Raw genomic sequence first — 21,598 nt, forward strand, 5'->3', positions numbered from 1 at the left:
TATGCCTGACCGCCTAATGCTGCTGGACACCGCGTCACTGTACTTCCGCGCCTTCTACGGACTGCCGGACACGATCCGCCGGCCCGACGGTACTCCGGTCAACGCCGTCCGCGGCCTGCTGGACATGATCGCGCGGCTCACCACGGACTACCACGCCACCCACCTCATTGCCTGCTGGGATGACGACTGGCGGCCCCAATGGCGCGTGGACCTGCTGCCCACCTATAAGGCCCACCGGGTGGCGGAAGCTGTCACGGACGCACCGGATGTGGAAGTGGTGCCGGATGCCCTGGAAGCCCAGCTCCCCATGATCCGCCACGTGCTGGGTCTCGCCGGTATCGCAGTCGTTGGCGCCGCCCACCATGAGGCAGACGACGTGGTGGGGACCTACGCGAGCCACGCCAGCCTCCCCGTGGACGTGGTCACCGGCGACCGGGATCTCTTCCAGGTATGCGACGACGAACGCCAGGTCCGGGTCATCTACACCGCACGCGGCATGAAGAACCTCGAAGTGATTACCGAAGAGGTGGTGGTGGCGAAGTACCGGGTGCTGCCCCAGCAGTACGCCGACTACGCAACCCTGCGCGGGGACGCCTCCGACGGCCTGCCGGGAGTCGCCGGTATTGGCGACAAAACAGCCGCGTCGCTGCTGCTCAAGCACGGCACCCTGGAGGGGCTGCTGGAAGCGGCCGAGGACTCCTGCAGCGGCCTGTCCGCGCCCGTGCGTGCCAAGTTGGCCGCCGCGGCCGGCTACCTCTCGGCAGCACCCGCCGTCGTCCGGCTCGTACGGGACCTGGACCTGCCCAGTCCCGAGCAGGCGGGCGCAAAGCTAAGCCCGGTTTCGGGGGAACCGCGTGCTGAACTGGAGCGGTTGGCCGTTGAGTGGAACCTGGGCGGCTCGGTCAGGCGGCTCCTGACGGCCCTCGATTCCCGGGCAGTCAGTAAGAGATGAACGCCACGAGTTCGCCCACCCGGTCCTCCGGGTAGTTCTTGGCGATGTCTCCCTGGCTTAGGACGCCCACCAGGTTGTGCCCGTCGATCACGGGGAGCCTGCGCACCTGGTGGTCCTGCATGGTCCGGATCGCCTCTTCAATGGAGTCGTCGGCGCCGATGGTCACCGGCTTCCCTTCACCGAACTCGCCGGCGGTGGCGGTCCGGGGATCCCCGCCTTCTGCCAGGCACTTGATCACGATGTCGCGGTCCGTGAGCATGCCCTTCAGGCGGTTGTCCTCCCCGCAGATCGGAAGCGATCCCACGTCCAGCTCCTTCATCTTGCGCGCGGCTGCCTCCAAGGTCTCGTTCTCGCCCACGCACTCGGCGCCGCCGGTCATGATTTCCCGTGCCGTTGCCATTGTCCGTCTCCGAAGAGCTAACCGATGAAAAAATGCTAAGCCTGCTGATTATTCATGTCCAGTAGTCCTGCGTGGGGAGGGGGCCCGGAGTGCCCCTCGGTTCGCCCGGCAGACCCCCCCTCTTGCTGCGCTTCCCCTTGCGGCGCAGGTATTGGGTAGTAAGCTTGCTGACCAATACTAGTAAGCTTGCTGATTAATCATCATCGAAGTGGAAGCAGGGTGAACACATGGGTGCCGTAACCGCCGCCGTCTGGTCACTGGTTGCTGCTGCCGGAGCAGCCCTGGCCGTCAGTGCCCCCTTTGGCGCGTTGATGCACGGCGGCCAGTATCTGGCAGGCCACGTGCTCCTGGGCCTGGGCCTGGGACAGTTGGCCGTGGCCGCGCTGCGGTACGCCGCGCGCCGGATCATCAGGAAGGCAGCCTCCCGTCCCGCACCCGTTTCCCTGTCCACGGGACCGGCTGTGGAAGCCGCACCTGCCGGCCAGGCTCCTGTCCGAGTTCCGGCGGGCACCCCGGAGACGGCCACCGTGACGGTACTGCGTCCCCGGCCCGCCGCCGTCGCCCCGTTGCGGGGCAGGCATGCCGCCTGACATGCCGGCCGGGGCCGGTCCGGCTGCACGGCGACCGCGCCGCCGCCGGAGGATCTGGACAGCCCTGGGAGCAGCACTCGCAGCCGGCGCCCTCGTGGTGGGGGCGTTTTCGGTGTCCTCGGCGCTCCGCGGCCCGGATTCTGATGAGGCCACCCTTCGGGGATTCCAGATCCGGGTGCTCAACGTCAGCCAGGCGGCCGCCGAAAACAGGCTTGACGGCGCCCTCGACGCGCTGGAGGCGCTGGAGCGGGACCTCGATCTCGCGGCAGGCGAAGGCCTGATCTCGGCAGCCCGGTACCGGGGCATCGAAGCTGCCCTGGAAGCCGTACGGGCCGACATCACCAGCCACATCACTGCCCAGTCGGCCGCTGCTGTCGAAGCGAAGACGGCGAGCGCAGCGGAGGTCCCGGCTGCCCAGTCCGCCGCACCGGAACCGCAGTACCCGCAGCCCGCGCCCGAGGTGGCCGTGGCACCGGCACCTGAACCGGCACCCGAAGAACCGGAATTGCCCGCGGCTGCCAAAGAGGCCAAAGGCAAGGGCAAGGGCGCCGGCAAGCCCTAAACGGTGTTTGCTGCCTGACCTGGGCTTTCCCCTGAACCGCAGCTGCCACTGTCCAGGCAGGGCCAAGGTTGCGGGGAGAATGGAGGGATGACTTCTCCCACCGGCCGGAAGCAGGCGCCGGACTTCGACCTGGCGGCAATCGGCGCCGGGCTGCCCTTCCACGACTCCGCGACTGCACTCGCCGCGGCCCTGGGCGGGGCGGCCGGAGGCTCCGCCGTGGTGCAGGCGCCTCCCGGAACGGGCAAGACGACGCTTGTTCCACCGCTCCTCGCCAACCTCGTTGCCCGGCTTCCGGCATCCGACGGCGCCGGGAAACCACGGCGGGTCGTGGTCACCCAGCCCCGCCGTGTCGCTGCACGGGCCGCGGCCCGAAGGCTGTCGGCCCTTGACGGCAGCCGGCTGGGCGGCCGCGTGGGGTACACGGTCCGGGGAGAGCGCCACACCGGACCGGAAACGCTGATCGAGTTCGTTACGCCCGGAATCCTGCTCCGCCGCCTGCTCGCCGATCCGGACCTGCCGGGCACCGGTGGCGTGGTGCTCGACGAGGTGCATGAGCGCGGACTGGAAACGGATCTGCTGTTCGGAATGCTGGCCGAAGTCCGGCAGCTGCGCGCCGACCTGGCCGTTGTGGCCATGTCCGCCACCCTTGATGCCCCGAGGTTCGCTGCCTTGCTGGCGGATGGCGACGGCGGCGGCCCGGCTCCCGTCGTCGACTGCCCCTCGGCGCTGCACCCACTGGAGACGGAATGGCGGCCTGCACCTGTTCCACGGCTGGACGGCAGGGGAGTGACCCGCGCCTTCCTGGAGTTCGTCGCCGCCACCGCCGCTGACGCCTATCGGCACGCCGCCGCAGCAGATGCCGCGGCCGACGCGCTGGTCTTCGTACCAGGGGCGAGGGAAGTGTCCCAGGTGGCGGGGGAGCTGCGCAGCCGGCTGGGGCACGGCGTCGACGTGCTGGAACTCCATGGCCAGGTGGGTCCTGGGGAGCAGGACCGGGCAGTGTCCGGGCGCCGGCCGGGGGAGAGGGCCCGGATCATCGTCTCAACGGACTTGGCCGAGTCCTCGCTGACGGTGCCGGGTGTTCGGCTTGTGGTCGATTCAGGACTGGCGAGGGAGCCGCGCCGTGACGCCGGCCGGGCGATGAACGGGCTGGTAACTGTATCGTGCTCCCGCGCGTCGGCGGAGCAGCGGGCCGGCCGGGCGGCGCGCCAGGGGCCGGGAACGGTTGTCCGCTGCTACAGCCAGCAGGCGTACGGGGCGGCACCGGCGCATGCCACCCCCGAAATCAGCGTGGCGGACCTGACGGGCGCCGCCCTGGTGTTGTCCTGCTGGGGTGCGCCGCGCGGGACCGGGCTCGCCCTGCCGGACGCACCGCCGGAACAGGCCATGGACGATGCCATGGAAGTCCTCCGGGAGCTGGGCGCCGTGGCGGGCGACGGTCACGCCACCTCTGCCGGCAGGTCCTTGGCGGCCATTCCGGCCGATCCCAGGCTGGGGCGCGCCCTGCTCGACGGCGCCGCCGCGGCCGGTTCCGCAGCGGCGGCTGACGTAGTGGCTGCGGTGGCAGGTGATGCCCGCGCCCCGGGTGCCGACCTGCCGCGCCTCCTGTCCCAGTTCCGCAATGACAATGGGCCCGCCGGCCGGCACTGGGCCGAGGAGAGCCGCCGCCTGCAGGCCCTGGCCCGGCGGGCCGGGCCGCTGGCTGATGCCCCCGTCCTTCCGGTGGTGACTGACGCTGCCGGGGTGGCGGGCGCCGTCGTCGCCCTGGCCTTTCCGGACCGGGTGGCACGCAGGGTGCCCGGGGACGGGCCGGAGCGGTACCTGCTGTCCTCCGGGACCAGGGCAGGACTGCCGGCCGGCAGCAGCCTGGCCGGACACGAGTGGCTGGCCGTGGCCGAAGTGTCCCGGGCAGAAGGGAGGGATGCGGCAGGTACCGGCGCCGTGATCCGGGCCGCTGCCCCGCTTTCCGCGGACCTCGCTGCAGCCGCCGCTTCCCACCTGGTGATTGAACGCGTTGAAGCGGTCTTCGCGCAGGGCCGCGTCACAGCCCGCAAGGTCCGCCGGCTGGGAGCGATCGTGCTCGCGTCCACTCCCGTCCGGCCCACCCCGGCAGAGGGCCGGGCCGCGGTGGCAGCAGTCCTGCAGCGGGAAGGACTCGCTGTCCTTGAATGGTCGACGGCGGCAACCGCGTTACGCCGTCGGATCGCCTTCCTGCACCGCGAGCTGGGGGAACCGTGGCCGGACCTGTCGGAGGCCGGGCTCACAGCGGTGCTGCAGGAATGGCTGGGGCCGGAGCTGGAGGCGCTTGCGGCCGGCGCCCACGTCAAAGCCGTGGACCTCACGGGGCCGCTGCGCCGCCTGCTGCCCTGGCCCGAGGCAGCAAGGCTCGAAGAGCTTGCCCCGGAATGGCTCGACGTACCCAGCGGCTCGAAGGTCCGGATCGACTATCCGGATGTTGCCGATGAGGGTGCAAAACCGGTGGCGGCAGTGAAACTCCAGGAGTGCTTTGGCCTCGCGGAGACGCCCCGCCTGGCGGACGGCCGGGTTCCCGTCCTGTTCCACCTGCTGTCTCCGGCCCGGCGGCCCCTCGCTGTCACTGACGATCTCACATCCTTCTGGTCCGGACCGTATGCCCAGGTCCGTGCCGGGATGCGGGGCCGCTATCCCAAGCACCCCTGGCCGGAAGACCCTTGGTCCGCCCCGGCCACAGCACGGACCAAGCAGCGGAAATAGCCCATCCCCGCGCCCGCCTCCCATACCCGCGGGGCCAGCGTGAGATCTCCGATACAAGCCTGTTACTTCCAGTCGACGGGCTGAAACATGCCCCCGTTAGGCTCATTTGCACCTGGACAGCGTGGTCCACCACAGAACTGGAAGGACATGAAGATGTTTCTCTTGAACAGCCTTACCCTCTTGCTTGACGGCCGGCGCAGTGACGATAACCGCTCCCACACAGGCGGTGGCCACACAGAATTTCCCGCTGGCCGGCTCACCTCGGCGGCCTGGGAAGGGTGGTGGCACGAGGAGGCAGCCTGACCCTGCCTCAGTGGGCCCGGATGAACCCCGCCACGGGCTCCGCAAGGGATGCGCCCACCTCCGCGGCCGAACGTTTCACACCGGCCACCGCAAATGAGTGGTCGCCGCCTTCAACCCACTGCAGCACCGCACGCGGGCCAATGCGGGACACCACGTCCTCAAGGATGCCGGGAGTGGCGAAGGTGTCCCGGCTGCCCTGCAGGAAGAGCATGGGTGAGGTGCTGCCATACAGGTGTTCGTCCCGCACTTTGTCAGGCTTCCCCGGCGGATGCAGGGGATAGCCCAGGTAGACGAGTCCTGCGGCCTGCATCCCGTCCGCCACGGCCATCGAGGCCATCCGGCCGCCGAAGGACTTGCCCGCCGCCCACAGGGGACCGGTGTCGCCATGTTCCGCTGCCTGGCCTTCCGCTGCCGCCATGGCCGCCCGCCAGGCCACCATCGCTGTGGGCGGGCGGTCCGGGAACTTCCTGCCGGCCTCCCGGTAGGGAAAGTTGAAGCGGAGGGTAGCGAGGCCAAGTGAGTTCAGTGCGTCGGTGAACCCGCGCAGGAAGGGATGCTCCATGCCGGCACCGGCACCATGGGCCACTACAACGGTGGCGGACGGGTTGCCGGGACGCGCGTAGACACCGGAGACCACGACTTCACCCACCGGGATGTGGAGGTCGGTTTCAGAAGCTGACATGCGTCCATCATGCCGGACCGGCCGGCCAAATCTGCCAGCCTCCTCTGGCAGGGGTGTACGTTGTCCCCATGGCGAGCGAACAGACCACTCTCACAGTCCAGGGCCCGAACGGCGGGCGTGAAATGCGCATCTCCAGCCCGAGCAGGGTGATTTGGCCCGAGCCAGGGATCACCAAACTCGACCTGGCCCGCTACATCAGCGACGTGGGGGAAGCCTTCATCGCCGCCAACGGCGACCGGCCCGTTGCCTTGCAGCGGTTCTCCGGCACCGTCGACGGCGAGATGTTCTTTTCCAAGAACCCGCCCAAGGGCGCCCCGGACTTCATCCGGTCCACGAAGGTGGTCTTCCCCAGCGCCCGCTCCCATCCCATGCTGATCCTCGATGAGCCTGCCGCCGCCGTCTGGGCCGTGCAAATGAACACCATCGTTTTCCACCCGTGGCCCTCCCGGTCGGACAACACCGATAACCCGGACCAGCTGCGCATTGACCTGGACCCCCAGCCGGGAACCGACTTTGACGACGCCATCCCCGCCGCGCTCAAGCTGAAGGAGGTCCTGGCGGAGGCCGGCCTCACCTCCTACATCAAGACCTCCGGCAACCGCGGACTGCACGTCTACGCCCCCATCGAGCCCCGCAGGGAATTCCTGGATGTCCGGCACGCCGTGATCGCAGCGGCGCGGGAACTTGAGCGCCGCATGCCGGACCAGGTCACCACAGCCTGGTGGAAGGAAGAACGCGGCCGGCGGGTGTTCGTGGACTTCAACCAGGCCAACCGGGACCGCACCATCGCCGGCGCCTACAGCCCCCGGCCGCTGCCGCACGCCCCCGTCTCCTGCCCCATCACGTGGGACGAGCTCGAAAACGTGGACCCGAAAGACTTCACTATCCTCACCGTGCCGGAACGGCTCAGGACGGTTGGCGATCCCTGGGCGGACATGCCCAGTAACCCCGGGACCATCGACACACTCCTGGAGTGGTGGGAGCGGGACCTCAAGGCCGGGCTGGGCGAGCTTCCCTTCCCCCCGGACTACCCCAAAATGCCGGGTGAACCGCCCAGGGTGCAGCCCAGCCGGGCCCGCAAACAGGACTGAAAGCGCTGCGCCAGGAGTGGGCCGGCCGGACCCGGCCCCTCCGGACCGGGCCTACTCGAACCGTGTCTACTCGAACCGGGACGGGTCCCCGGTACCGCGCCGGACCACCTCGGCTGTGCCGCTGGAAAAATCGATGACGGTGGTGGGCTCGGACCCGCAGTCGCCGGCGTCGATTACGGCGTCCACCTCGTGGTCGAGGCGCTCCTTGATTTCCCAGCCCTGGGTCAGCGGGTCCTCCTCGTCCGGCAGCAGCAGGGTGCTGGACAGCAACGGCTCCCCAAGCTCCGCCAGCAAGGCCTGGACCACACGGTTATCCGGGATCCTGACGCCCACGGTCTTCTTCTTGGGATGCAGCAGGCGCTTCGGGACTTCCTTGGTGGCCGGCAGGATGAAAGTGTAGCCACCCGGCGTCACGGCTTTGATGCTCCGGAAGACGTCGTTGCCGATGTGCACGAACTGGCCAAGCTGCGCGAAGTCCCGGCACACCAGGGTGAAGTGGTGCTTGTCATCCAACCGGCGGATGCTCCTGATCCTGTCCAGGGCTTCCCTGTTCCCCACCTGCGCACCCAGGGCATAGCAGGAGTCCGTGGGGTAGGCCACCAGCCCGCCGTCGAGCAGTATCTTGACCGCCTGGCTGATGGCGCGCGGCTGTGGATCCTGGGGATGAACGTCAAAGTATCTGGCCATGACCCCGAGCCTAGGCCCAGCGGGACCTTCGGCACCACCTCACTGCTTCCCCTACCCGCCGCCCGGCCCATGAGGCAGGATGTTGTCTGGTTCCACCATGTATCGTCCCCAGTCGAAGGAGATCCACCATGCCGACCACCCTCAACCCCTACCTCGGTTTCCGCGACAACGCCCGGGAGGCGCTGAACTTCTACCAAACCGTTTTTGGCGGCGAACTGACGCTGAGCACTTTCGCGGAGTTCCACGCCAGTGACGATCCTGCCGAAGCCGAGAAAATCATGCACGGCATGCTGACCACCAGCCAGGGCATGGTGCTGATGGGAGCGGACACTCCGAACGGCATGGAGTTCACCCCGGGGTCCGCCATCTCGATCTCCCTCAGCGGTGAGGATGAAGGGGAACTCCGCGGCTACTTCGAGAAGCTCAGCGGCGACGGCGGTATGGTGACGGTCCCCATGGAGCAGGCACCCTGGGGTGACATCTTCGGCATGTGCACCGACCGCTTCGGCGTGGCCTGGCTGATCAATGTCAACAACCCCCAGGCCGGCGCGGCAGCGCCTTAGCAGCCCAGGCAGGCATTGGTGCCCGTTTTTCCGTTGACTGCCTTTGCCGGGCACTGGGCCGAGCGGGCCCGCCACAGGCCGTGACCCGCACGCTCTATATCGATGTCGACGGCGTCATCTGTCCTTTCGCGCCGGCGGGAGCCGATCCCTGGGGGTCCAGCTGGCGGTACGCCGACGCGGGGCTCCTGCCGGTGGCCTATGCCCCGGAGCTCGTGGACGGGCTGAACGCACTGTCCGGCCAGCGGGGAGTGCGGTGCGTCTGGCTCACCAGCTGGGAGGAGCTTGCGGCACAGTACCTGTGCCCAGCCATCGGGCTTGAGGGCGCCGGGTGGCCCTGCCTTACGGCGGCCGGAGCAGGCTCGGGGCCGGGGTGGTGGAAGCTCAGGGCCGTCCAGGACGATCTCGAAGCCACCGGACCCGAAGCCGTTGCCTGGGTGGATGACCAGCTTGCGTACGAGGCGGAGGCCCAGGCATGGGCGCGCCTCCTCGGCCGCCGCCTCCTGGCGCTGTCCCCTGACCCGAGACGCGGAATTACGCCGGCCGGGCTGGAGCGGCTGCGGTCATTCCTGGAGCGGCCGGTGTTTTGACCTGATGCCGGGGACGCGTACGATCGATAGGGTTTTTACGCCGGCTGGGTAAACGGCACAGGTCATTCCAAGCGAACAGCTGGTGAATTATGCTGTGCAAGGCAGCCGGGGAAACGAAACCGCTGAACGTCATCTCTGCAGATTGGGCAACAGGTGGACATCACCTTCATGGTGGCGCTGGTCATCGCACTGGCACTATTCTTCGACTTCACGAACGGTTTCCATGACACCGCGAATGCCATGGCCACGCCCATCGCAACCGGTGCCATCAAACCGAAAACAGCGGTAACACTTGCTGCCATTCTGAACCTGGTGGGCGCGTTCCTTTCCACCGAGGTGGCCAAGACGGTTTCCGGCGGCATCATCCGTGAAGGCTCGGACGGCGTCCAAATCACGCCGGACATCATCTTCGCCGGGTTGATGGGAGCCATCCTGTGGAACATGATCACGTGGCTCAAGGGCCTGCCGTCCAGTTCCTCCCACGCGCTGTTCGGCGGGCTCATTGGTGCCGCCATCGCGGGCATCGGCTTCAATTCGATCAATCTCGCGGGCCTCATGCAGAAGGTCATCCTCCCCGCGATCTTCGCACCGCTCATCGCCGGCATCGTGGCCTACATCTGCACCCGCCTCGCCTACGCCCTGACCTCACGGCACGATCCCGAGACCGGCAGCAAGCTCACCCAGAAACGCGGCGGATTCCGGACCGGACAGATTTTCACGTCCAGCCTGGTAGCCCTGGCGCACGGCACCAACGACGCCCAGAAGACCATGGGCATCATCACACTGGTCCTGATCGCCGCCGGCACACAGGAGCCGGGTTCCGGCCCGCAGTTCTGGGTCATCGCAGCCTGTGCCTTCGCCATCGCCATCGGCACCTACGCCGGCGGCTGGCGGATCATCCGCACCATGGGTGCCGGCCTCACCGAGGTCAAGCCCGCCCAGGGCTTCGCAGCGGAAACCAGCACCGCCTCAGCCATCCTGGCCTCCTCGCACCTGGGCTTCGCGCTGTCCACCACCCAGGTGGCGTCCGGCTCAGTGATCGGCTCAGGCATGGGCCGGAAGGGAACCAGCGTCCGCTGGAGCATGGTGGGCAAAATCGCCCTCGGCTGGCTCTTCACCCTTCCTGCCGCAGGCATCGTGGGGGCGCTGACCGCCCTCCTGGTCAAGACCGGGGTGGTGGGCGTCCTGATCGCCGCTGTCGCCGGCACGGCGGCCGTGCTGTTCATGTTCTTCTACTCACGCAAATCCGCCGTGGGCCACCACAACGCCATCGAGGTGGAGGAGGCCGGGCAGGCTGTCCGGTTCGCCAAGAAGAAGGCGAGGGCCCGTGCCCGTGCCGACGCCAAGGCCAAGGCCCAGGCCCAGGCGGACGCCAAAGCCAAGAACGGCACCAAGGCGCAGGCACCGGCCGGCGCTGACAACAACACCCCCGACTCGCAGGCCGAGGCCGGATCCGAGGCCATGACAACGAAGGATGCCCAGCGATGAAGTGGTTGGAACTGGTGACCGTGGCCGGTGCCACGCTGGCGGCTGCAGTAACAGTGGTGGTCCTGTACTCGCTGGGCGTGAGGCTGACTGCCATCGCGGGAGACGCACAGGCCTCCCCGGGCTTCAAACGGTCCCTGGCGTATGTGTGCTTCGGGCTCTGCGGCCTGGCCGTCCTCTTCGGCCTCTACCTGATCATTCCCTACTTCTCCGGCTGACACTGCCTCTGGCAGCCCCATGGGCGGTTGGCTAGGCTTGGCCCATGCCACGCACCCAGTACTACGTCGCCGCGTCCCTGGACGGTTTTATTGCCACCCCCACAGATGACCTGGGCTGGCTGCTGCAGTTCGATGGTTTCGAGGGCGGCCAGGAAAGCTACGAGTCGTTCATGGAGAACGTGGGCTGCATCGTCATGGGCGGCGAAACCTACGCCTGGCTCCTCGAAAACGAGCCTGACAAGTGGCCTTACCCGGGTACGCCGGCTTACGTCTTCACGCGTCACGAGTATGCGGCGCCGGCAGGGGCAGACGTCACCTTCGTCCGCGGGGATGTCACCGAATTCGTGGCGGACTTTGAACGCGATGCGGGCGGCAGGAACACCTGGGTTGTGGGCGGCGGAAACCTCGCCGCCCAGTTCGCCGACGCCGGGCTGCTGGACGAGATCATCCTTTCGGTGATTCCCGTGGTCCTGGGGGAGGGCAAGCGGCTGCTCCCGCTGAAAGGCCCGACGCCGCCCCTTGAGTTGACCGGTTCGCGCACCATGGGCAGGGGAATCGTTGAGCTGCGGTACCTTCTGAAAGGCAGCTCAGCCGGCGGGCCCGGCGCCTGAGCCTTCCTGTCCCTGCGGCGGCACATTGTCCCGGAGCATGTTCGTGATCCGGGCGGTGGACAGCCGGCGCCCCTGCTCGTCGGTCATGACGATTTCGTGGGTTGCCAGGGTCCGGCCCAGGTGGATGGCTGTACAGGTTCCAGTGACGGTGCCGGAGGCAATGGAGCGGTGATGCGTGGCGTTGACCTCAATGCCCACGGCGTGGCGGTCCGGCCCCGCGTGCATGCCTGCGGAAAACGAACCCAGCGTCTCAGCCAGCACCACATGGGCGCCGCCGTGCAGGATGCCGGCCACCTGCGTATTGCCCTCCACCGGCATGGTGGCAATACTCCGTTCGGGGCTCATTTCCAGGAACTGGATCCCCATTTTCACCACCAGGGCGCCGATCCCGAACCTGGCAAGCCAACCGTGCAGATGTCCTGGGATGCCGGCAGCGGCCAACTCCTCGTCGAAACGTCCGGGCGTGAAATTGTCCATCATGGCAACTAGGCTGGCACCTGTGAGTGAAACAACCAAACCGGCCCCTTTCCCGTCCCAAACCCTGCAGGAAGACAATCCAGCCCAGGGTTCCGACTCCCTTGGGGCTGCTGCAGCCGGGGAAGGCGCGGGCCAGGGCAAGGCTCCGGCCCAGGCGGGCGGATCAGTTTCAGCTACCGCCGCTCCGGTGGTTCCCATCACAGGGCAGCCCCGGCTGCTGGTCCTGGACGGCCACTCCATGGCCTTCCGCGCGTTTTTTGCGTTGCCTGCGGACAAGTTCTCCACCGCCAACGGGCAGCACACCAACGCCATTCACGGATTCACGTCCATGCTGATCAACCTCATCAAGGAGCAGCAGCCCACCCACGTTGCCGTGGCATTCGACGTCTCGGACGAAACCACCCACCGCAAAACCGAGTACACCGAGTACAAGGGGGGACGGAACGAGACCCCCCGGGAGATGAACAACCAGATCGACCTGATTGCGCAGGTGATGGAAGCCTGGGGCATCAAGACCATCACCATGCCCGGGTACGAGGCCGACGACATCCTGGCCACCCTGGCAACCATGGGCGAAAAGGCCGGTTTCGAAGTCCTGCTGGTGACGGGAGACCGCGACGCCTTCCAGCTCATCAATGACAACGTCTTCGTGCTGTACCCGAAGAAGGGCGTCAGCGACATCCCGCGGTTGGACGCCGCCGCCATCGAAGCGAAGTACTTCGTGCCGCCGTCCCGGTACTCTGACCTCGCCGCGCTGGTGGGGGAGACGGCGGACAACCTCCCCGGAGTCCCGGGCGTGGGACCCAAGACAGCCGCAAAGTGGATCAACCTTTACGGCGGACTGGATGGAGTCCTGGAACACCTGGACTCCATCGGGGGGAAAGTCGGCGACGCGCTGCGGGAAAACGTCGAAGCCGTCAAGCGGAACCGGCGGCTCAATGAGCTTCACACTGACCTGGCACTCCCCGTCACGCTCGATGACCTGTACCAGCCCCGGCCCAACCAGGCGGCGCTGGAAGACCTCTTCGACAAGCTCGAGTTCAAGACCATCCGCAGCCGGCTGTTCGCGCTCTACGGTGACGAGGACAGCCCCGCCGCGGAGCGCGAGAGCATCGAAACCCCGGAGTACACCGTTCCGGCCGGGGCCGAAGAGCTCCAGGCGTTCCTCGCCGGCGGCGCGGGGCAGCGGTCAGCCCTGGCCGTGGACCTCATTCCCGGGCGGATCGGCGAGGACGCCGCCGCCCTGGCCATTGTCCGGGACGGTGCCGCCGCCTACATCGACCTTGCCGGCCAGGACGCCGAGTCGGAAAACGTCCTGGCCGGATGGCTTCGTGACCCCGAGTCACCCAAGGTCCTGCATGGCTTCAAGGCCGCGCTCAAGGCGCTGACCTCGCGGGGGCTGGAACTGGAAGGGGTGGTTGACGACACCTCCATCTCGGGCTATCTCATCCAGCCGGACCGCCGCACCTATGAACTCGCCGAGCTCGCCCAGCACCACCTGAACGTCGGGATCCCGCAGGCCACCGCCAAGGCGGGCCAGCTGGAACTGTCCTTCGACGGGGAGGACGAAGCCGCCGCCGACGCACTCGTCCAGTCGGCCGCCGTCGTGCAGGCCCTCAGCCGCTACTTCGAAGGCGAACTGAAGGAGCGCCGGGCCGAGGAACTCCTGTCCACGCTGGAACTGCCGGTCAGCCGGGTCCTGGCGGACATGGAACTCGCCGGCATCGGCATCGACATGGCGCGCATGGACGATCAGCTCGCCGACCTGGCCCGGGTAATTGACCAGGCACAGGAGCAGGCGTTCGCGGCGATCGGCCACGAGGTCAATCTGGGCTCGCCAAAACAGCTCCAGACTGTCCTGTTCGAGGAACTACAGCTGCCCAAGACCAAGAAGATCAAGTCCGGGTACACCACGGACGCGGCATCCCTCAAGAACCTCCTGGAGAAAACCGGCCATGAGTTCCTGGTCCAGCTCATGGCGCACCGTGAGGCCGCCAAGCTGCGCCAAATGCTGGAATCGCTGAAGAAGTCCGTGGCGGAGGACGGCCGCATTCACACCACCTATGCACAGAACGTGGCGGCCACGGGCCGGATCTCCTCAAACAATCCCAACCTGCAGAACATCCCCATCCGCAGCGAGGAAGGTCGCAGGGTCCGCGGAATCTTCGTGGTGGGGGAAGGCTACGAGTGCCTGCTGTCCGCCGACTACTCGCAGATCGAAATGCGGATCATGGCGCACCTCTCCGGGGACCAGGGCCTGATCCAGGCGTACAAGGACGGCGAGGACCTGCACCGGTTCGTGGGATCCAATATCTTCCACGTGCCCGCCGAGGAAGTCACCAGCGCCATGCGCTCCAAGGTGAAAGCCATGTCCTATGGACTCGCTTACGGCCTGACGTCGTTCGGCCTGTCCAAGCAGCTGGAAATTTCCGTGGACGAGGCCCGCACGCTCATGAAGGAGTACTTCGACCGCTTCGGCGCGGTCCGTGACTACCTCCGCGGCGTGGTGGACCAGGCCCGCGTGGACGGCTACACCGCAACCATTGAGGGACGCCGCCGGTACCTGCCGGACCTGACCAGCACAGACCGGCAGCTCCGGGAAAACGCAGAGCGCATCGCCCTCAACAGCCCCATCCAGGGTTCAGCTGCGGACATCATCAAGCGTGCCATGCTGGGTGTCCACGCCGAGCTGAAGGCGCAAGGGCTCGCATCACGGATGCTGCTCCAGGTCCATGACGAACTCGTCCTGGAGGTCGCGCCCGGGGAACGCGGCGCCGTGGAGAAACTGGTGACTGACCAGATGGCGGCCGCAGCGGACCTCAGCGTCCCGCTCGAAGTCCAGATCGGCGTCGGGCCCAGCTGGTACGACGCCGGCCACTAGGGTCTTCAAGGTCGGCTGACAGGGCGCAGGGAAACGGTCCGGCTCCCATCGTGGGGTGCCGGACCGTTCCTGTGCCGTGCTAAACCGGGTGTCAGCTGCTTCTGGTTGCTTCCTGACGGCGCTGCTTGAGCCGTTCGAGAAGGCGGTGTTCAGAATCTTCGCCAGGGGCAATCCCGGCTGGAATGCGGAAGAAAAGAACCAGTCCGAGCAGCCACCAGAGTCCGAAGAGTATCCACGGCGGAGGGGTAAGGGCTGCCGGCATACCGGGAAGGTAGAGGCTGAGCAGTCCAACGCACAGGACCACGGCGGCAATGCCTATAGCGATGCCGCCGTTGCCCCTTCCGCCGACGCGGAGCGGCCGGTCCATGTTCGGCTCACGGCGTCGGAGGATCACGAACACCACCGAAACCAGGATGTAGGCGATGACGATACTCGGTGCGCCGGAGTCCACCAGCCAGCCCAGCATCGATACGCCAAAGAACGGCGCGATGAAGGACAGCACGCCGACAAACAGGAGTGCGTTTGCGGGGGTGCGATACTTCGGGTGCAGCTTGCCGAACCATGCCGGGAGCATGCCGGAACGGGCCATCGAGTACATCAGCCGGGAGGCGCCCAGGAGCAGGGAGTTCCAGGATGTCAGGATCCCGGCGATACCGCCGGCAATCAGGATTTTCGCCATGATGTCACTGCCGAACAATGCGCCCATGGCATCGGCTGTGGCTATGTCGGCCTGGGCGATGTCTCCTGCCGGCATTGCGGAGGATGTGGTCACCACGGTCATGACGTACCACACCGTTGCGAGCAGGACGGCGACGACGACGAGCCGGCCGATCTGGCGGGCCGGAATATTGACTTCTTCCGCGGACTGGGGGATTACGTCAAAGCCCACAAACAAGAACGGGACCACAACCAGTACGGCGAAGTAGCCGTTGAGGCCGCCCGTGAAGAACGGCTCCATGTTGCTTGCGGCGCCGCCGGTGATGGAACCGAAGACAAGCACAAGGCCGATGACCAGCAGGAAAACCACCACGAACGTCTGGGCAGCCCCGGCGAGTTTCACACCCAGGATGTTGATGCCGGTGATCACCACCGCGGCAACCGCTCCCACCAGCGCCCATGTCAGATGGACCTGGTAGCCGGCTACTTCCCAGAGCGGGATCTGGCTGAGGTCCGGGAAGAGGTATTGCGCCGTTCGGGGCAGCGCCACCGCTTCGAAGGCGACGATCGTGATGTATCCGCCGGTGATCGCCCAAGACCCGATAAAGGACCACCGGGGGCCCATTCCGCGCAGCAGGAAGTTGTGCTCCCCGCCCGCCTTGGGCATGGCCGCCGTGAGTTCGGCGTAGGTCAGGCCCACCACAGCCATGATGGCGCCGCCAGTGACCATGGCCAGGACCGCGCCCATCGTCCCGGCGGAAGCGATCCAGCCGCCGGTGAGCACTACCCAGCCAAACCCGATCATCGCACCGAAGCCGAGCGCCAAGGCGTCCCAGTTGCCCAAAACCTTCAGCAGGGAAGTATCTGGACTTTGTTCAGCTTGGGAAGTTGCCATGTGTCCTCGCTAGGGTTGCCGGTATTGGGATTGGAGTCGTGGCACGGTTCACAGACACACGCTTGTGAGCTGCGTCACGTACTTCTCCACGGTAGTCCTATCCGGTGTTCGGCACACTGTGCGGAGGTACAGGGCGCGCCGGTCCGGTCTGAGCAGGTTTCCCAAAGGGAGGCGGCGCCACGGATAGGGCACACCCCGGCGGTGCTGGTCAGGCGCCGGTTTTCTTGGCTAGGCTCAAGTGCGTGGCTGAAATGAGTGGGGACTACGAAATCCGGCGCTTTGGCGCCGTGTCGGCCGGCAAGGACGGCTACGCCGAAGCGGAAACCTGGAGCCGGGCGGTGTCCTTCGGGTTCCATGAGGCCACCCGGACCCCGGACCACGTGGCAAAAGCCCTGGCGACGTACGAGGCGGACGGGCGGATCCTGACCGGCGTGTACCAGACCGGGACAGTGGCGCCGTCGGCCCTGCCCGCTGAGGTGCCCGTGGCAACGTTCGCAACGTTCCGCAAGAGCCTCAATGTTGGTTTCGGCCGTACCGTGGACGCCCACCTGGTCACCTCGGTGACGGTGCGCACGTCGCACCGGCGGCGCGGCCTGCTGCGGCAGATGATGACCGAGGATCTCCGGCTTGCCAAGGACGATGGGGTAGCGGTGGCAGCGCTGACCGCATCAGAGGGGACCATCTACGGTCGCTTCGGCTACGGCGTGGCCAGCTTCGAACGGACCGTCAAGGTTGACACCACCGCCCGTTTCGGGCTGCACCACAAACCAACCGGCAGCGTGGAAGTGGCAGACCCAAAGGCGCTGCTGCAGCTTGCCCCGGACGTCTTCGACCAGGTGCACCGGCAGACTCCAGGCTCCATCGGCCGGCAGGACTGGTACCGGCAGCTGGCCTCGGGTTCCCTGGGCCGGGACGGAAAGGAAGATCCGGCCGTCAAGGTGGCGCTCCACTACGGCCCCGGCGGCGAGGTGGACGGCTACGTCTCCTACAAGTTCCTCGGCTGGGACACCGAGCCCTTCACGGTTGAAGTAGTGGACCTGCTGGCGGGCAGCAACGACGCCTACCTCGAACTCTGGCAGTTCCTGGGCGCTATCGACCTCGTGGAACGCGTCTCCTGGACGGAAGCACCGCTGGACGACCCGCTGGCCTGGGCCCTGGACGATCCGCGCTGCATCGATTCCTCCGACAGCCGTGACATGCTCTGGCTCCGGATCCTCGACGTCCCTGCTGCCCTGGCCGCCCGCAACTATCCCTCGGACGGGCGCCTGGTCCTGGACGTCCTGGACCCGCTCGGCTTCACGGACGGCAGGTTCGCGCTGACGGCAGACGGCGGGAAGGCCGCCGTCGAGCGCTTGCCGGACACCGCGAAGCCGGACCTGGCCCTGGACGTCTCCGCCCTGTCCTCCATCTATGTGGGCGGGGTCAGCCCGGTGACCCTGGCGGCGGCAGGCAGGATCCGCGAGCACACCGAAGGCTCAGCGCTCACGGCCCGGCAGATGTTCGCCGTCGAGCGGGCAACGCACTGCCTCACGCACTTCTAGGGCGCCCCGGTCCAAGGCACCCGCGCCCCCTTCGGAGTGCTTTTGACCCGTGTTGTGCCCAGCAACTAGAATGAACGGGCGTGTGTTAGGTGTGCCCAGTTTTGGTTGCATGTGAACACCGCGCAATCAGGATGACCCGGCAATTCCGCCGCGCTCCGCCTCCAGGTCAGTACCCGGAAGTGGTGGTCGCCTGACCAACTAACTATCCACAACGGAGCCCCTACTACATGACCATCACCTCCACCGAGAAGCCCGGTACCCCCGTAGTCGCGATTAACGACATCGGTACCGCTGAGGACTTCCTCGCAGCTGTCGACGCCACCATCAAGTACTTCAACGACGGAGACCTCGTCGAAGGTACCGTCGTCAAGGTCGACCGCGATGAAGTCCTGCTCGACATCGGTTACAAGACCGAAGGTGTCATCCCCTCCCGTGAGCTGTCCATCAAGCACGACGTTGATCCCGGAGACGTTGTCTCCGTTGGCGATCAGGTCGAAGCCCTGGTGCTCACCAAGGAAGACAAAGAAGGCCGCCTGATCCTCTCCAAGAAGCGCGCTCAGTACGAGCGTGCCTGGGGCGACATCGAGAAGGTCAAGGAAGAAGACGGTGTTGTCACCGGTACCGTCATCGAGGTCGTCAAGGGTGGTCTTATCCTCGACATCGGCCTGCGCGGCTTCCTGCCCGCATCCCTCGTCGAGATGCGCCGTGTGCGCGACCTGGCTCCGTACATCGGCCAGCAGATCGAAGCCAAGATCATCGAGCTGGACAAGAACCGCAACAACGTGGTTCTCTCCCGCCGTGCATGGCTCGAGCAGACCCAGTCCGAGGTCCGCTCCACCTTCCTCAACAAGCTGGAAAAGGGCCAGGTCCGTCCCGGCGTCGTTTCCTCCATCGTCAACTTCGGTGCCTTCGTGGACCTGGGCGGCGTAGACGGCCTGGTTCACGTTTCCGAGCTGTCCTGGAAGCACATCGACCACCCGTCCGAGGTTGTCGAAGTTGGCCAGGAAGTCACCGTCGAGGTTCTCGAGGTGGACCTGGACCGCGAGCGCGTCTCCCTGTCGCTCAAGGCTACGCAGGAAGACCCGTGGCAGACCTTCGCCCGCACCCACGCCCTCGGCCAGGTTGTTCCGGGTAAGGTCACCAAGCTCGTTCCGTTCGGTGCGTTCGTCCGCGTCGAAGACGGCATCGAAGGCCTGGTCCACATCTCCGAACTGGCTGTCCGCCACGTGGAGCTGGCCGAGCAGGTTGTCTCCGTTGGCGACGAACTGTTCGTCAAGGTCATCGACATCGACCTGGAACGCCGCCGCATCTCGCTGTCCCTCAAGCAGGCCAACGAGGGCGTCGACGCCGACAGCACCGAATTCGATCCGGCTCTGTACGGCATGGCCGCAGAGTACGACGAAGAGGGCAACTACAAGTACCCCGAGGGCTTCGATCCCGAGTCCAACGAGTGGCTTGAAGGCTACGAGAACCAGCGCGCCGCCTGGGAGCAGCAGTACGCTGACGCCCAGACCCGCTGGGAAGCCCACAAGAAGCAGGTTGCCCAGCACGCTGCCGACGACGCTGCAGCTGCAACGTCCGGTGACAGCGATTCCGGCACTACCAGCTACTCCTCGGAGCCGGCTGCTGAGTCCAACGCCGGTGCAGGTACGCTTGCATCCGACGAGGCTCTCGCCGCACTGCGCGAGAAGCTGACCGGCAACTAATTGCCACTGGTCCGGACCTGTCCGGGCTGACACGACAGACCCCCTGCCTCCAGGCAGGGGGTCTGTTGCTTTAACAAAGGTTGGCCCTCACGGTGACCTGAATGCGTAACTTATGGCAGCCCACGTGGCCTGGTGCCTTGCTGCTTCGCACCCCGCAGGCAGTCTGCGTCGTAAAAGATACGCAAATTCGCCAACCGGATCTGTTGCTTTAAAGCACGACGACGGCGCGGACCGTTCCGTCGTCGTCGAGGGTGAGGATGGCGCCGGCGCCGGCGAGGATGCGTTGGGCCCCAACGTTGCCGGCCAGGGTCCGCGCGGTCACCCTCCGAAGGCCGGCGCGGCGTGCTTCATGCAGCAAGAGGCCCAGGGCCGCGCTGCCGATTCCGCGTGAACGGAAACTCCGGCCGAGCCAGATGCCGGTTTCCGCCGACTCCCGGCCGCCGCCGGATCCGACGCGCTTGAGCCGGATGGACCCGGCAAGGACGCCATCGGCAAGGATTCCCCAGGACTTCTCGCCGGCCGCCCCCTCCAGTCCTTCGGAAGCGGCGCGGTGGTAGCTGAAGAACCATGCCGTCCGTTCCAGGTTCCAGCCCGGCCCGCCGAGCGGGGGAGCAACCTCATCCGGGGACGCATCCCGCTTCGCAAGGTCCAGGAGCTGGTCCATCACTTCCTCGTCCACGTCCACCAGGGATACCTCAGGCAATCGGGACATCCACCCACTCCGTTCCTTCCATGGTTAGGGCGGCGTTCCCGGCTGTGAGCAGCTGCACGCGTCCCGCGGCAGCTTCAAGGGCGGCGGCCTCGTCCGGCACGGCCACCCGCAGGACGGTTTGCTGGGCGGTGTAGCTTGTTTCGGCCATCACGTATCCTGCGGACCTCAGGTCGTTCTCCAGCCGGCCGGCAGCAGCGTGCGGGACTTCGGCCGCACAGATCCGCAGCCTGCTCCGGCGCACCATCGGCACCAGGGACAGGGCGGAGGAGACCGATTCCGAGTAGGCCCGCACCAGTCCGCCGGCCCCCAGCAGTACGCCGCCGAAATACCGCACGACAACGGCGCTCACGTCGCTGAGGTCGGCCAGCCCGGGTGCCGTTTCCCTCTTGGCCAACGCCTCGAGCATCGGGATGCCTGCTGTTCCGGACGGTTCGCCGTCGTCATTGGAACGCTGGATGTCCCGGTCCGGACCGATGATAAAGGCGGAGCAAAGGTGCCGTGCGTCGTGGAATTCGCGGCGCAGGCCGGCCACCAGGTCACGGGCGGCTTCTTCGGTTTCCGCACGGCGCAGGACGGTAATGAACCTCGAGCGCCTGATTTCGATCTCGTGGCGGAAATCAGGCCCGGCCGCAAGGGTGGTGTAGCCCGTGGCCCTGCTGTCTTCCTCTTTCACCCGCCAAGTCTAGTGTCGGGACGGCTCCCCAAGGCCAATTTCCCTGGGACCTTGGCCCCTGACGCCGTTGAGTACCGGCACCTAGCATGGGGCAATGGCGGACGGCTGGGGCTCCGCAGTCCGCCCGGGCGCCGCCCGGCTAAAGGGAAGCACCGAGGAGTAAATCATGGCGAGAATATCCAGGGCCACCGCACCTGACCACCAGGTCTACCCGGGGTTCGTTGATGCGTACGAAGAGGTGGCCGCCGGCTGGAGCGTCACCTTCGAGAGCAACTTCGTTGATATGGACCAGTCTGCGTTCTTCAAAGGCGCGCCGAATGACCAATGCCAGTCCCATCACATGGGTTACATGCTTAAGGGCAGGTTTGGAATCAGGAAAAGTGACGGTTCCGAGGAGATCTACGAGGCCGGTGACGCCTTCGTCATCGAGCCGGGCCACACACCCATCGTCTTCGAGGGCTCGGAATTTGTTGCCTTCACCCCCGCCGAAGAAGCGCGGCAGCAAAGGGAAGTCATGATGCCGAACGTCCTGCAGTTTGCCTGGGAGCGTGGAATCGACCTGCCGCCGCGGGACATGTCCACGTGACGGCGC

Annotated in this window: 21 protein-coding genes; 14 read left to right on the forward strand and 7 right to left on the reverse strand. The window is 66.6% G+C overall.

Annotated features, from left to right (window positions below):
- Nucleotide 1: 1 nt before the first annotated feature.
- Nucleotides 2-952, forward strand: a complete 951-nt coding sequence (locus ASPHE3_RS08715) for a 5'-3' exonuclease (protein WP_041652038.1) — start codon at nt 2-4, stop codon at nt 950-952.
- Here the strand turns inward: ASPHE3_RS08715 and ASPHE3_RS08720 are convergent.
- Nucleotides 939-1,352 (reverse strand): CBS domain-containing protein, encoded by a 414-nt coding sequence (locus ASPHE3_RS08720; protein ID WP_013600854.1) that lies wholly within the window; start codon nt 1,350-1,352, stop codon nt 939-941. The genes ASPHE3_RS08715 and ASPHE3_RS08720 overlap by 14 nt on opposite strands.
- Nucleotides 1,353-1,579: 227 nt before the next feature.
- Between ASPHE3_RS08720 and ASPHE3_RS08725 the strand changes: the two genes are divergently transcribed.
- The 3 genes from ASPHE3_RS08725 (at nt 1,580) to hrpB (ending at nt 5,237) form a co-directional block, all read left to right on the forward strand.
- Nucleotides 1,580-1,942 (forward strand): hypothetical protein, encoded by a 363-nt coding sequence (locus ASPHE3_RS08725; RefSeq protein WP_013600855.1) that lies wholly within the window; start codon nt 1,580-1,582, stop codon nt 1,940-1,942.
- Nucleotides 1,932-2,504 (forward strand): hypothetical protein, encoded by a 573-nt coding sequence (locus ASPHE3_RS08730; protein ID WP_013600856.1) that lies wholly within the window; start codon nt 1,932-1,934, stop codon nt 2,502-2,504. Before ASPHE3_RS08725 ends, ASPHE3_RS08730 begins: the two co-directional genes overlap by 11 nt.
- An 87-nt stretch (nt 2,505-2,591) precedes the next feature.
- Complete coding sequence (gene hrpB, locus ASPHE3_RS08735; protein ID WP_013600857.1) at nt 2,592-5,237, forward strand: ATP-dependent helicase HrpB; 2,646 nt, start codon at nt 2,592-2,594, stop codon at nt 5,235-5,237.
- 310 nt (nt 5,238-5,547) lie between these two features.
- On the opposite strand, the gene ASPHE3_RS08740 is transcribed toward hrpB, so the two are convergent.
- Nucleotides 5,548-6,222: an alpha/beta hydrolase family protein gene (locus tag ASPHE3_RS08740; protein WP_013600859.1), complete on the reverse strand. Its 675-nt coding sequence runs from the start codon at nt 6,220-6,222 to the stop codon at nt 5,548-5,550.
- A gap of 68 nt (nt 6,223-6,290) precedes the next feature.
- Between ASPHE3_RS08740 and ligD the strand changes: the two genes are divergently transcribed.
- Nucleotides 6,291-7,313 carry a non-homologous end-joining DNA ligase gene (ligD, locus tag ASPHE3_RS08745; RefSeq protein WP_013600860.1) on the forward strand — a complete coding sequence of 341 codons (1,023 nt, stop codon included), beginning with the start codon at nt 6,291-6,293 and terminating at the stop codon, nt 7,311-7,313.
- A gap of 66 nt (nt 7,314-7,379) precedes the next feature.
- Here ligD and ASPHE3_RS08750 read toward each other — a convergent pair whose 3' ends face one another.
- Nucleotides 7,380-8,000 carry an L-threonylcarbamoyladenylate synthase gene (locus ASPHE3_RS08750; protein ID WP_013600861.1) on the reverse strand — a complete coding sequence of 207 codons (621 nt, stop codon included), beginning with the start codon at nt 7,998-8,000 and terminating at the stop codon, nt 7,380-7,382.
- Nucleotides 8,001-8,128: 128 nt separating this feature from the next.
- Between ASPHE3_RS08750 and ASPHE3_RS08755 the strand changes: the two genes are divergently transcribed.
- From ASPHE3_RS08755 to ASPHE3_RS08775, 5 genes are all read left to right on the forward strand, one after another.
- Nucleotides 8,129-8,563 carry a VOC family protein gene (locus ASPHE3_RS08755; protein WP_013600862.1) on the forward strand — a complete coding sequence of 145 codons (435 nt, stop codon included), beginning with the start codon at nt 8,129-8,131 and terminating at the stop codon, nt 8,561-8,563.
- An 80-nt stretch (nt 8,564-8,643) separates the two neighbouring features.
- On the forward strand, nt 8,644-9,150 hold the full coding sequence (locus ASPHE3_RS08760; protein WP_013600863.1) for an HAD domain-containing protein: 507 nt from the start codon (nt 8,644-8,646) through the stop codon (nt 9,148-9,150).
- Nucleotides 9,151-9,303: 153 nt separating this feature from the next.
- Nucleotides 9,304-10,638, forward strand: a complete 1,335-nt coding sequence (locus tag ASPHE3_RS08765) for an inorganic phosphate transporter (RefSeq protein WP_013600864.1) — start codon at nt 9,304-9,306, stop codon at nt 10,636-10,638.
- A complete protein-coding gene (locus ASPHE3_RS08770; protein WP_013600865.1) occupies nt 10,635-10,853 on the forward strand; it encodes a hypothetical protein in 219 nt (72 codons plus the stop codon). Before ASPHE3_RS08765 ends, ASPHE3_RS08770 begins: the two co-directional genes overlap by 4 nt.
- A 44-nt stretch (nt 10,854-10,897) precedes the next feature.
- Complete coding sequence (locus ASPHE3_RS08775) at nt 10,898-11,464, forward strand: dihydrofolate reductase family protein (RefSeq protein ID WP_013600866.1); 567 nt, start codon at nt 10,898-10,900, stop codon at nt 11,462-11,464.
- On the opposite strand, the gene ASPHE3_RS08780 is transcribed toward ASPHE3_RS08775, so the two are convergent.
- Nucleotides 11,441-11,944 (reverse strand): hotdog fold thioesterase, encoded by a 504-nt coding sequence (locus ASPHE3_RS08780; protein ID WP_013600867.1) that lies wholly within the window; start codon nt 11,942-11,944, stop codon nt 11,441-11,443. The genes ASPHE3_RS08775 and ASPHE3_RS08780 overlap by 24 nt on opposite strands.
- Nucleotides 11,945-12,179: 235 nt before the next feature.
- On the opposite strand from ASPHE3_RS08780, the gene polA reads away from it, so the two are divergent.
- On the forward strand, nt 12,180-14,822 hold the full coding sequence (gene polA / locus ASPHE3_RS08785; RefSeq protein WP_041652040.1) for a DNA polymerase I: 2,643 nt from the start codon (nt 12,180-12,182) through the stop codon (nt 14,820-14,822).
- A 91-nt stretch (nt 14,823-14,913) separates the two neighbouring features.
- Here polA and ASPHE3_RS08790 read toward each other — a convergent pair whose 3' ends face one another.
- Nucleotides 14,914-16,374, reverse strand: coding sequence for an APC family permease (locus ASPHE3_RS08790; RefSeq protein ID WP_013600869.1), 1,461 nt, complete (start codon nt 16,372-16,374; stop codon nt 14,914-14,916).
- A gap of 251 nt (nt 16,375-16,625) precedes the next feature.
- On the opposite strand from ASPHE3_RS08790, the gene ASPHE3_RS08795 reads away from it, so the two are divergent.
- Both ASPHE3_RS08795 and rpsA read left to right on the forward strand, forming a co-directional pair.
- Nucleotides 16,626-17,915, forward strand: coding sequence for a GNAT family N-acetyltransferase (locus ASPHE3_RS08795; protein ID WP_013600870.1), 1,290 nt, complete (start codon nt 16,626-16,628; stop codon nt 17,913-17,915).
- Between the two features lie 227 nt (nt 17,916-18,142).
- Nucleotides 18,143-19,621, forward strand: coding sequence for a 30S ribosomal protein S1 (rpsA, locus tag ASPHE3_RS08800; RefSeq protein WP_013600871.1), 1,479 nt, complete (start codon nt 18,143-18,145; stop codon nt 19,619-19,621).
- A 208-nt stretch (nt 19,622-19,829) separates the two neighbouring features.
- Here the strand turns inward: rpsA and ASPHE3_RS08805 are convergent, their stop codons facing one another.
- A complete protein-coding gene (locus tag ASPHE3_RS08805; protein ID WP_041652042.1) occupies nt 19,830-20,333 on the reverse strand; it encodes a GNAT family N-acetyltransferase in 504 nt (167 codons plus the stop codon).
- The gene (locus tag ASPHE3_RS08810) at nt 20,317-21,006 is read right to left on the reverse strand and encodes an IMPACT family protein (RefSeq protein ID WP_013600873.1); all 690 of its coding nucleotides are present in this window, start codon (nt 21,004-21,006) and stop codon (nt 20,317-20,319) included. The genes ASPHE3_RS08805 and ASPHE3_RS08810 overlap by 17 nt, the downstream gene beginning before the upstream one ends.
- A gap of 166 nt (nt 21,007-21,172) precedes the next feature.
- Here ASPHE3_RS08810 and ASPHE3_RS08815 point away from each other — a divergent pair, with 166 nt between their 5' ends.
- Nucleotides 21,173-21,592 carry a cupin domain-containing protein gene (locus tag ASPHE3_RS08815; protein WP_013600874.1) on the forward strand — a complete coding sequence of 140 codons (420 nt, stop codon included), beginning with the start codon at nt 21,173-21,175 and terminating at the stop codon, nt 21,590-21,592.
- Nucleotides 21,593-21,598 lie beyond the last annotated feature (6 nt).

Source organism: Pseudarthrobacter phenanthrenivorans Sphe3 (assembly GCF_000189535.1).
Lineage (GTDB): Bacteria > Actinomycetota > Actinomycetes > Actinomycetales > Micrococcaceae > Arthrobacter > Arthrobacter phenanthrenivorans.

Bases quoted from the DNA above. Each gene is read 5' to 3' on its own strand.
- ASPHE3_RS08740 (WP_013600859.1), bottom strand. From the start codon at position 6,222: ATGTCAGCTTCTGAAACCGACCTCCACATCCCGGTGGGTGAAGTCGTG.
- ASPHE3_RS08805 (WP_041652042.1), bottom strand. From the start codon at position 20,333: ATGTCCCGATTGCCTGAGGTATCCCTGGTGGACGTGGACGAGGAAGTG.
- ASPHE3_RS08790 (WP_013600869.1), bottom strand. From the start codon at position 16,374: ATGGCAACTTCCCAAGCTGAACAAAGTCCAGATACTTCCCTGCTGAAG.
- ligD (WP_013600860.1), top strand. From the start codon at position 6,291: ATGGCGAGCGAACAGACCACTCTCACAGTCCAGGGCCCGAACGGCGGG.
- polA (WP_041652040.1), top strand. From the start codon at position 12,180: ATGGCCTTCCGCGCGTTTTTTGCGTTGCCTGCGGACAAGTTCTCCACC.
- rpsA (WP_013600871.1), top strand. From the start codon at position 18,143: ATGACCATCACCTCCACCGAGAAGCCCGGTACCCCCGTAGTCGCGATT.
- ASPHE3_RS08720 (WP_013600854.1), bottom strand. From the start codon at position 1,352: ATGGCAACGGCACGGGAAATCATGACCGGCGGCGCCGAGTGCGTGGGC.
- ASPHE3_RS08750 (WP_013600861.1), bottom strand. From the start codon at position 8,000: ATGGCCAGATACTTTGACGTTCATCCCCAGGATCCACAGCCGCGCGCC.
- ASPHE3_RS08755 (WP_013600862.1), top strand. From the start codon at position 8,129: ATGCCGACCACCCTCAACCCCTACCTCGGTTTCCGCGACAACGCCCGG.
- ASPHE3_RS08795 (WP_013600870.1), top strand. From the start codon at position 16,626: ATGAGTGGGGACTACGAAATCCGGCGCTTTGGCGCCGTGTCGGCCGGC.
- ASPHE3_RS08780 (WP_013600867.1), bottom strand. From the start codon at position 11,944: ATGATGGACAATTTCACGCCCGGACGTTTCGACGAGGAGTTGGCCGCT.
- hrpB (WP_013600857.1), top strand. From the start codon at position 2,592: ATGACTTCTCCCACCGGCCGGAAGCAGGCGCCGGACTTCGACCTGGCG.
- ASPHE3_RS08725 (WP_013600855.1), top strand. From the start codon at position 1,580: ATGGGTGCCGTAACCGCCGCCGTCTGGTCACTGGTTGCTGCTGCCGGA.
- ASPHE3_RS08775 (WP_013600866.1), top strand. From the start codon at position 10,898: ATGCCACGCACCCAGTACTACGTCGCCGCGTCCCTGGACGGTTTTATT.
- ASPHE3_RS08715 (WP_041652038.1), top strand. From the start codon at position 2: ATGCCTGACCGCCTAATGCTGCTGGACACCGCGTCACTGTACTTCCGC.
- ASPHE3_RS08815 (WP_013600874.1), top strand. From the start codon at position 21,173: ATGGCGAGAATATCCAGGGCCACCGCACCTGACCACCAGGTCTACCCG.
- ASPHE3_RS08770 (WP_013600865.1), top strand. From the start codon at position 10,635: ATGAAGTGGTTGGAACTGGTGACCGTGGCCGGTGCCACGCTGGCGGCT.
- ASPHE3_RS08730 (WP_013600856.1), top strand. From the start codon at position 1,932: ATGCCGCCTGACATGCCGGCCGGGGCCGGTCCGGCTGCACGGCGACCG.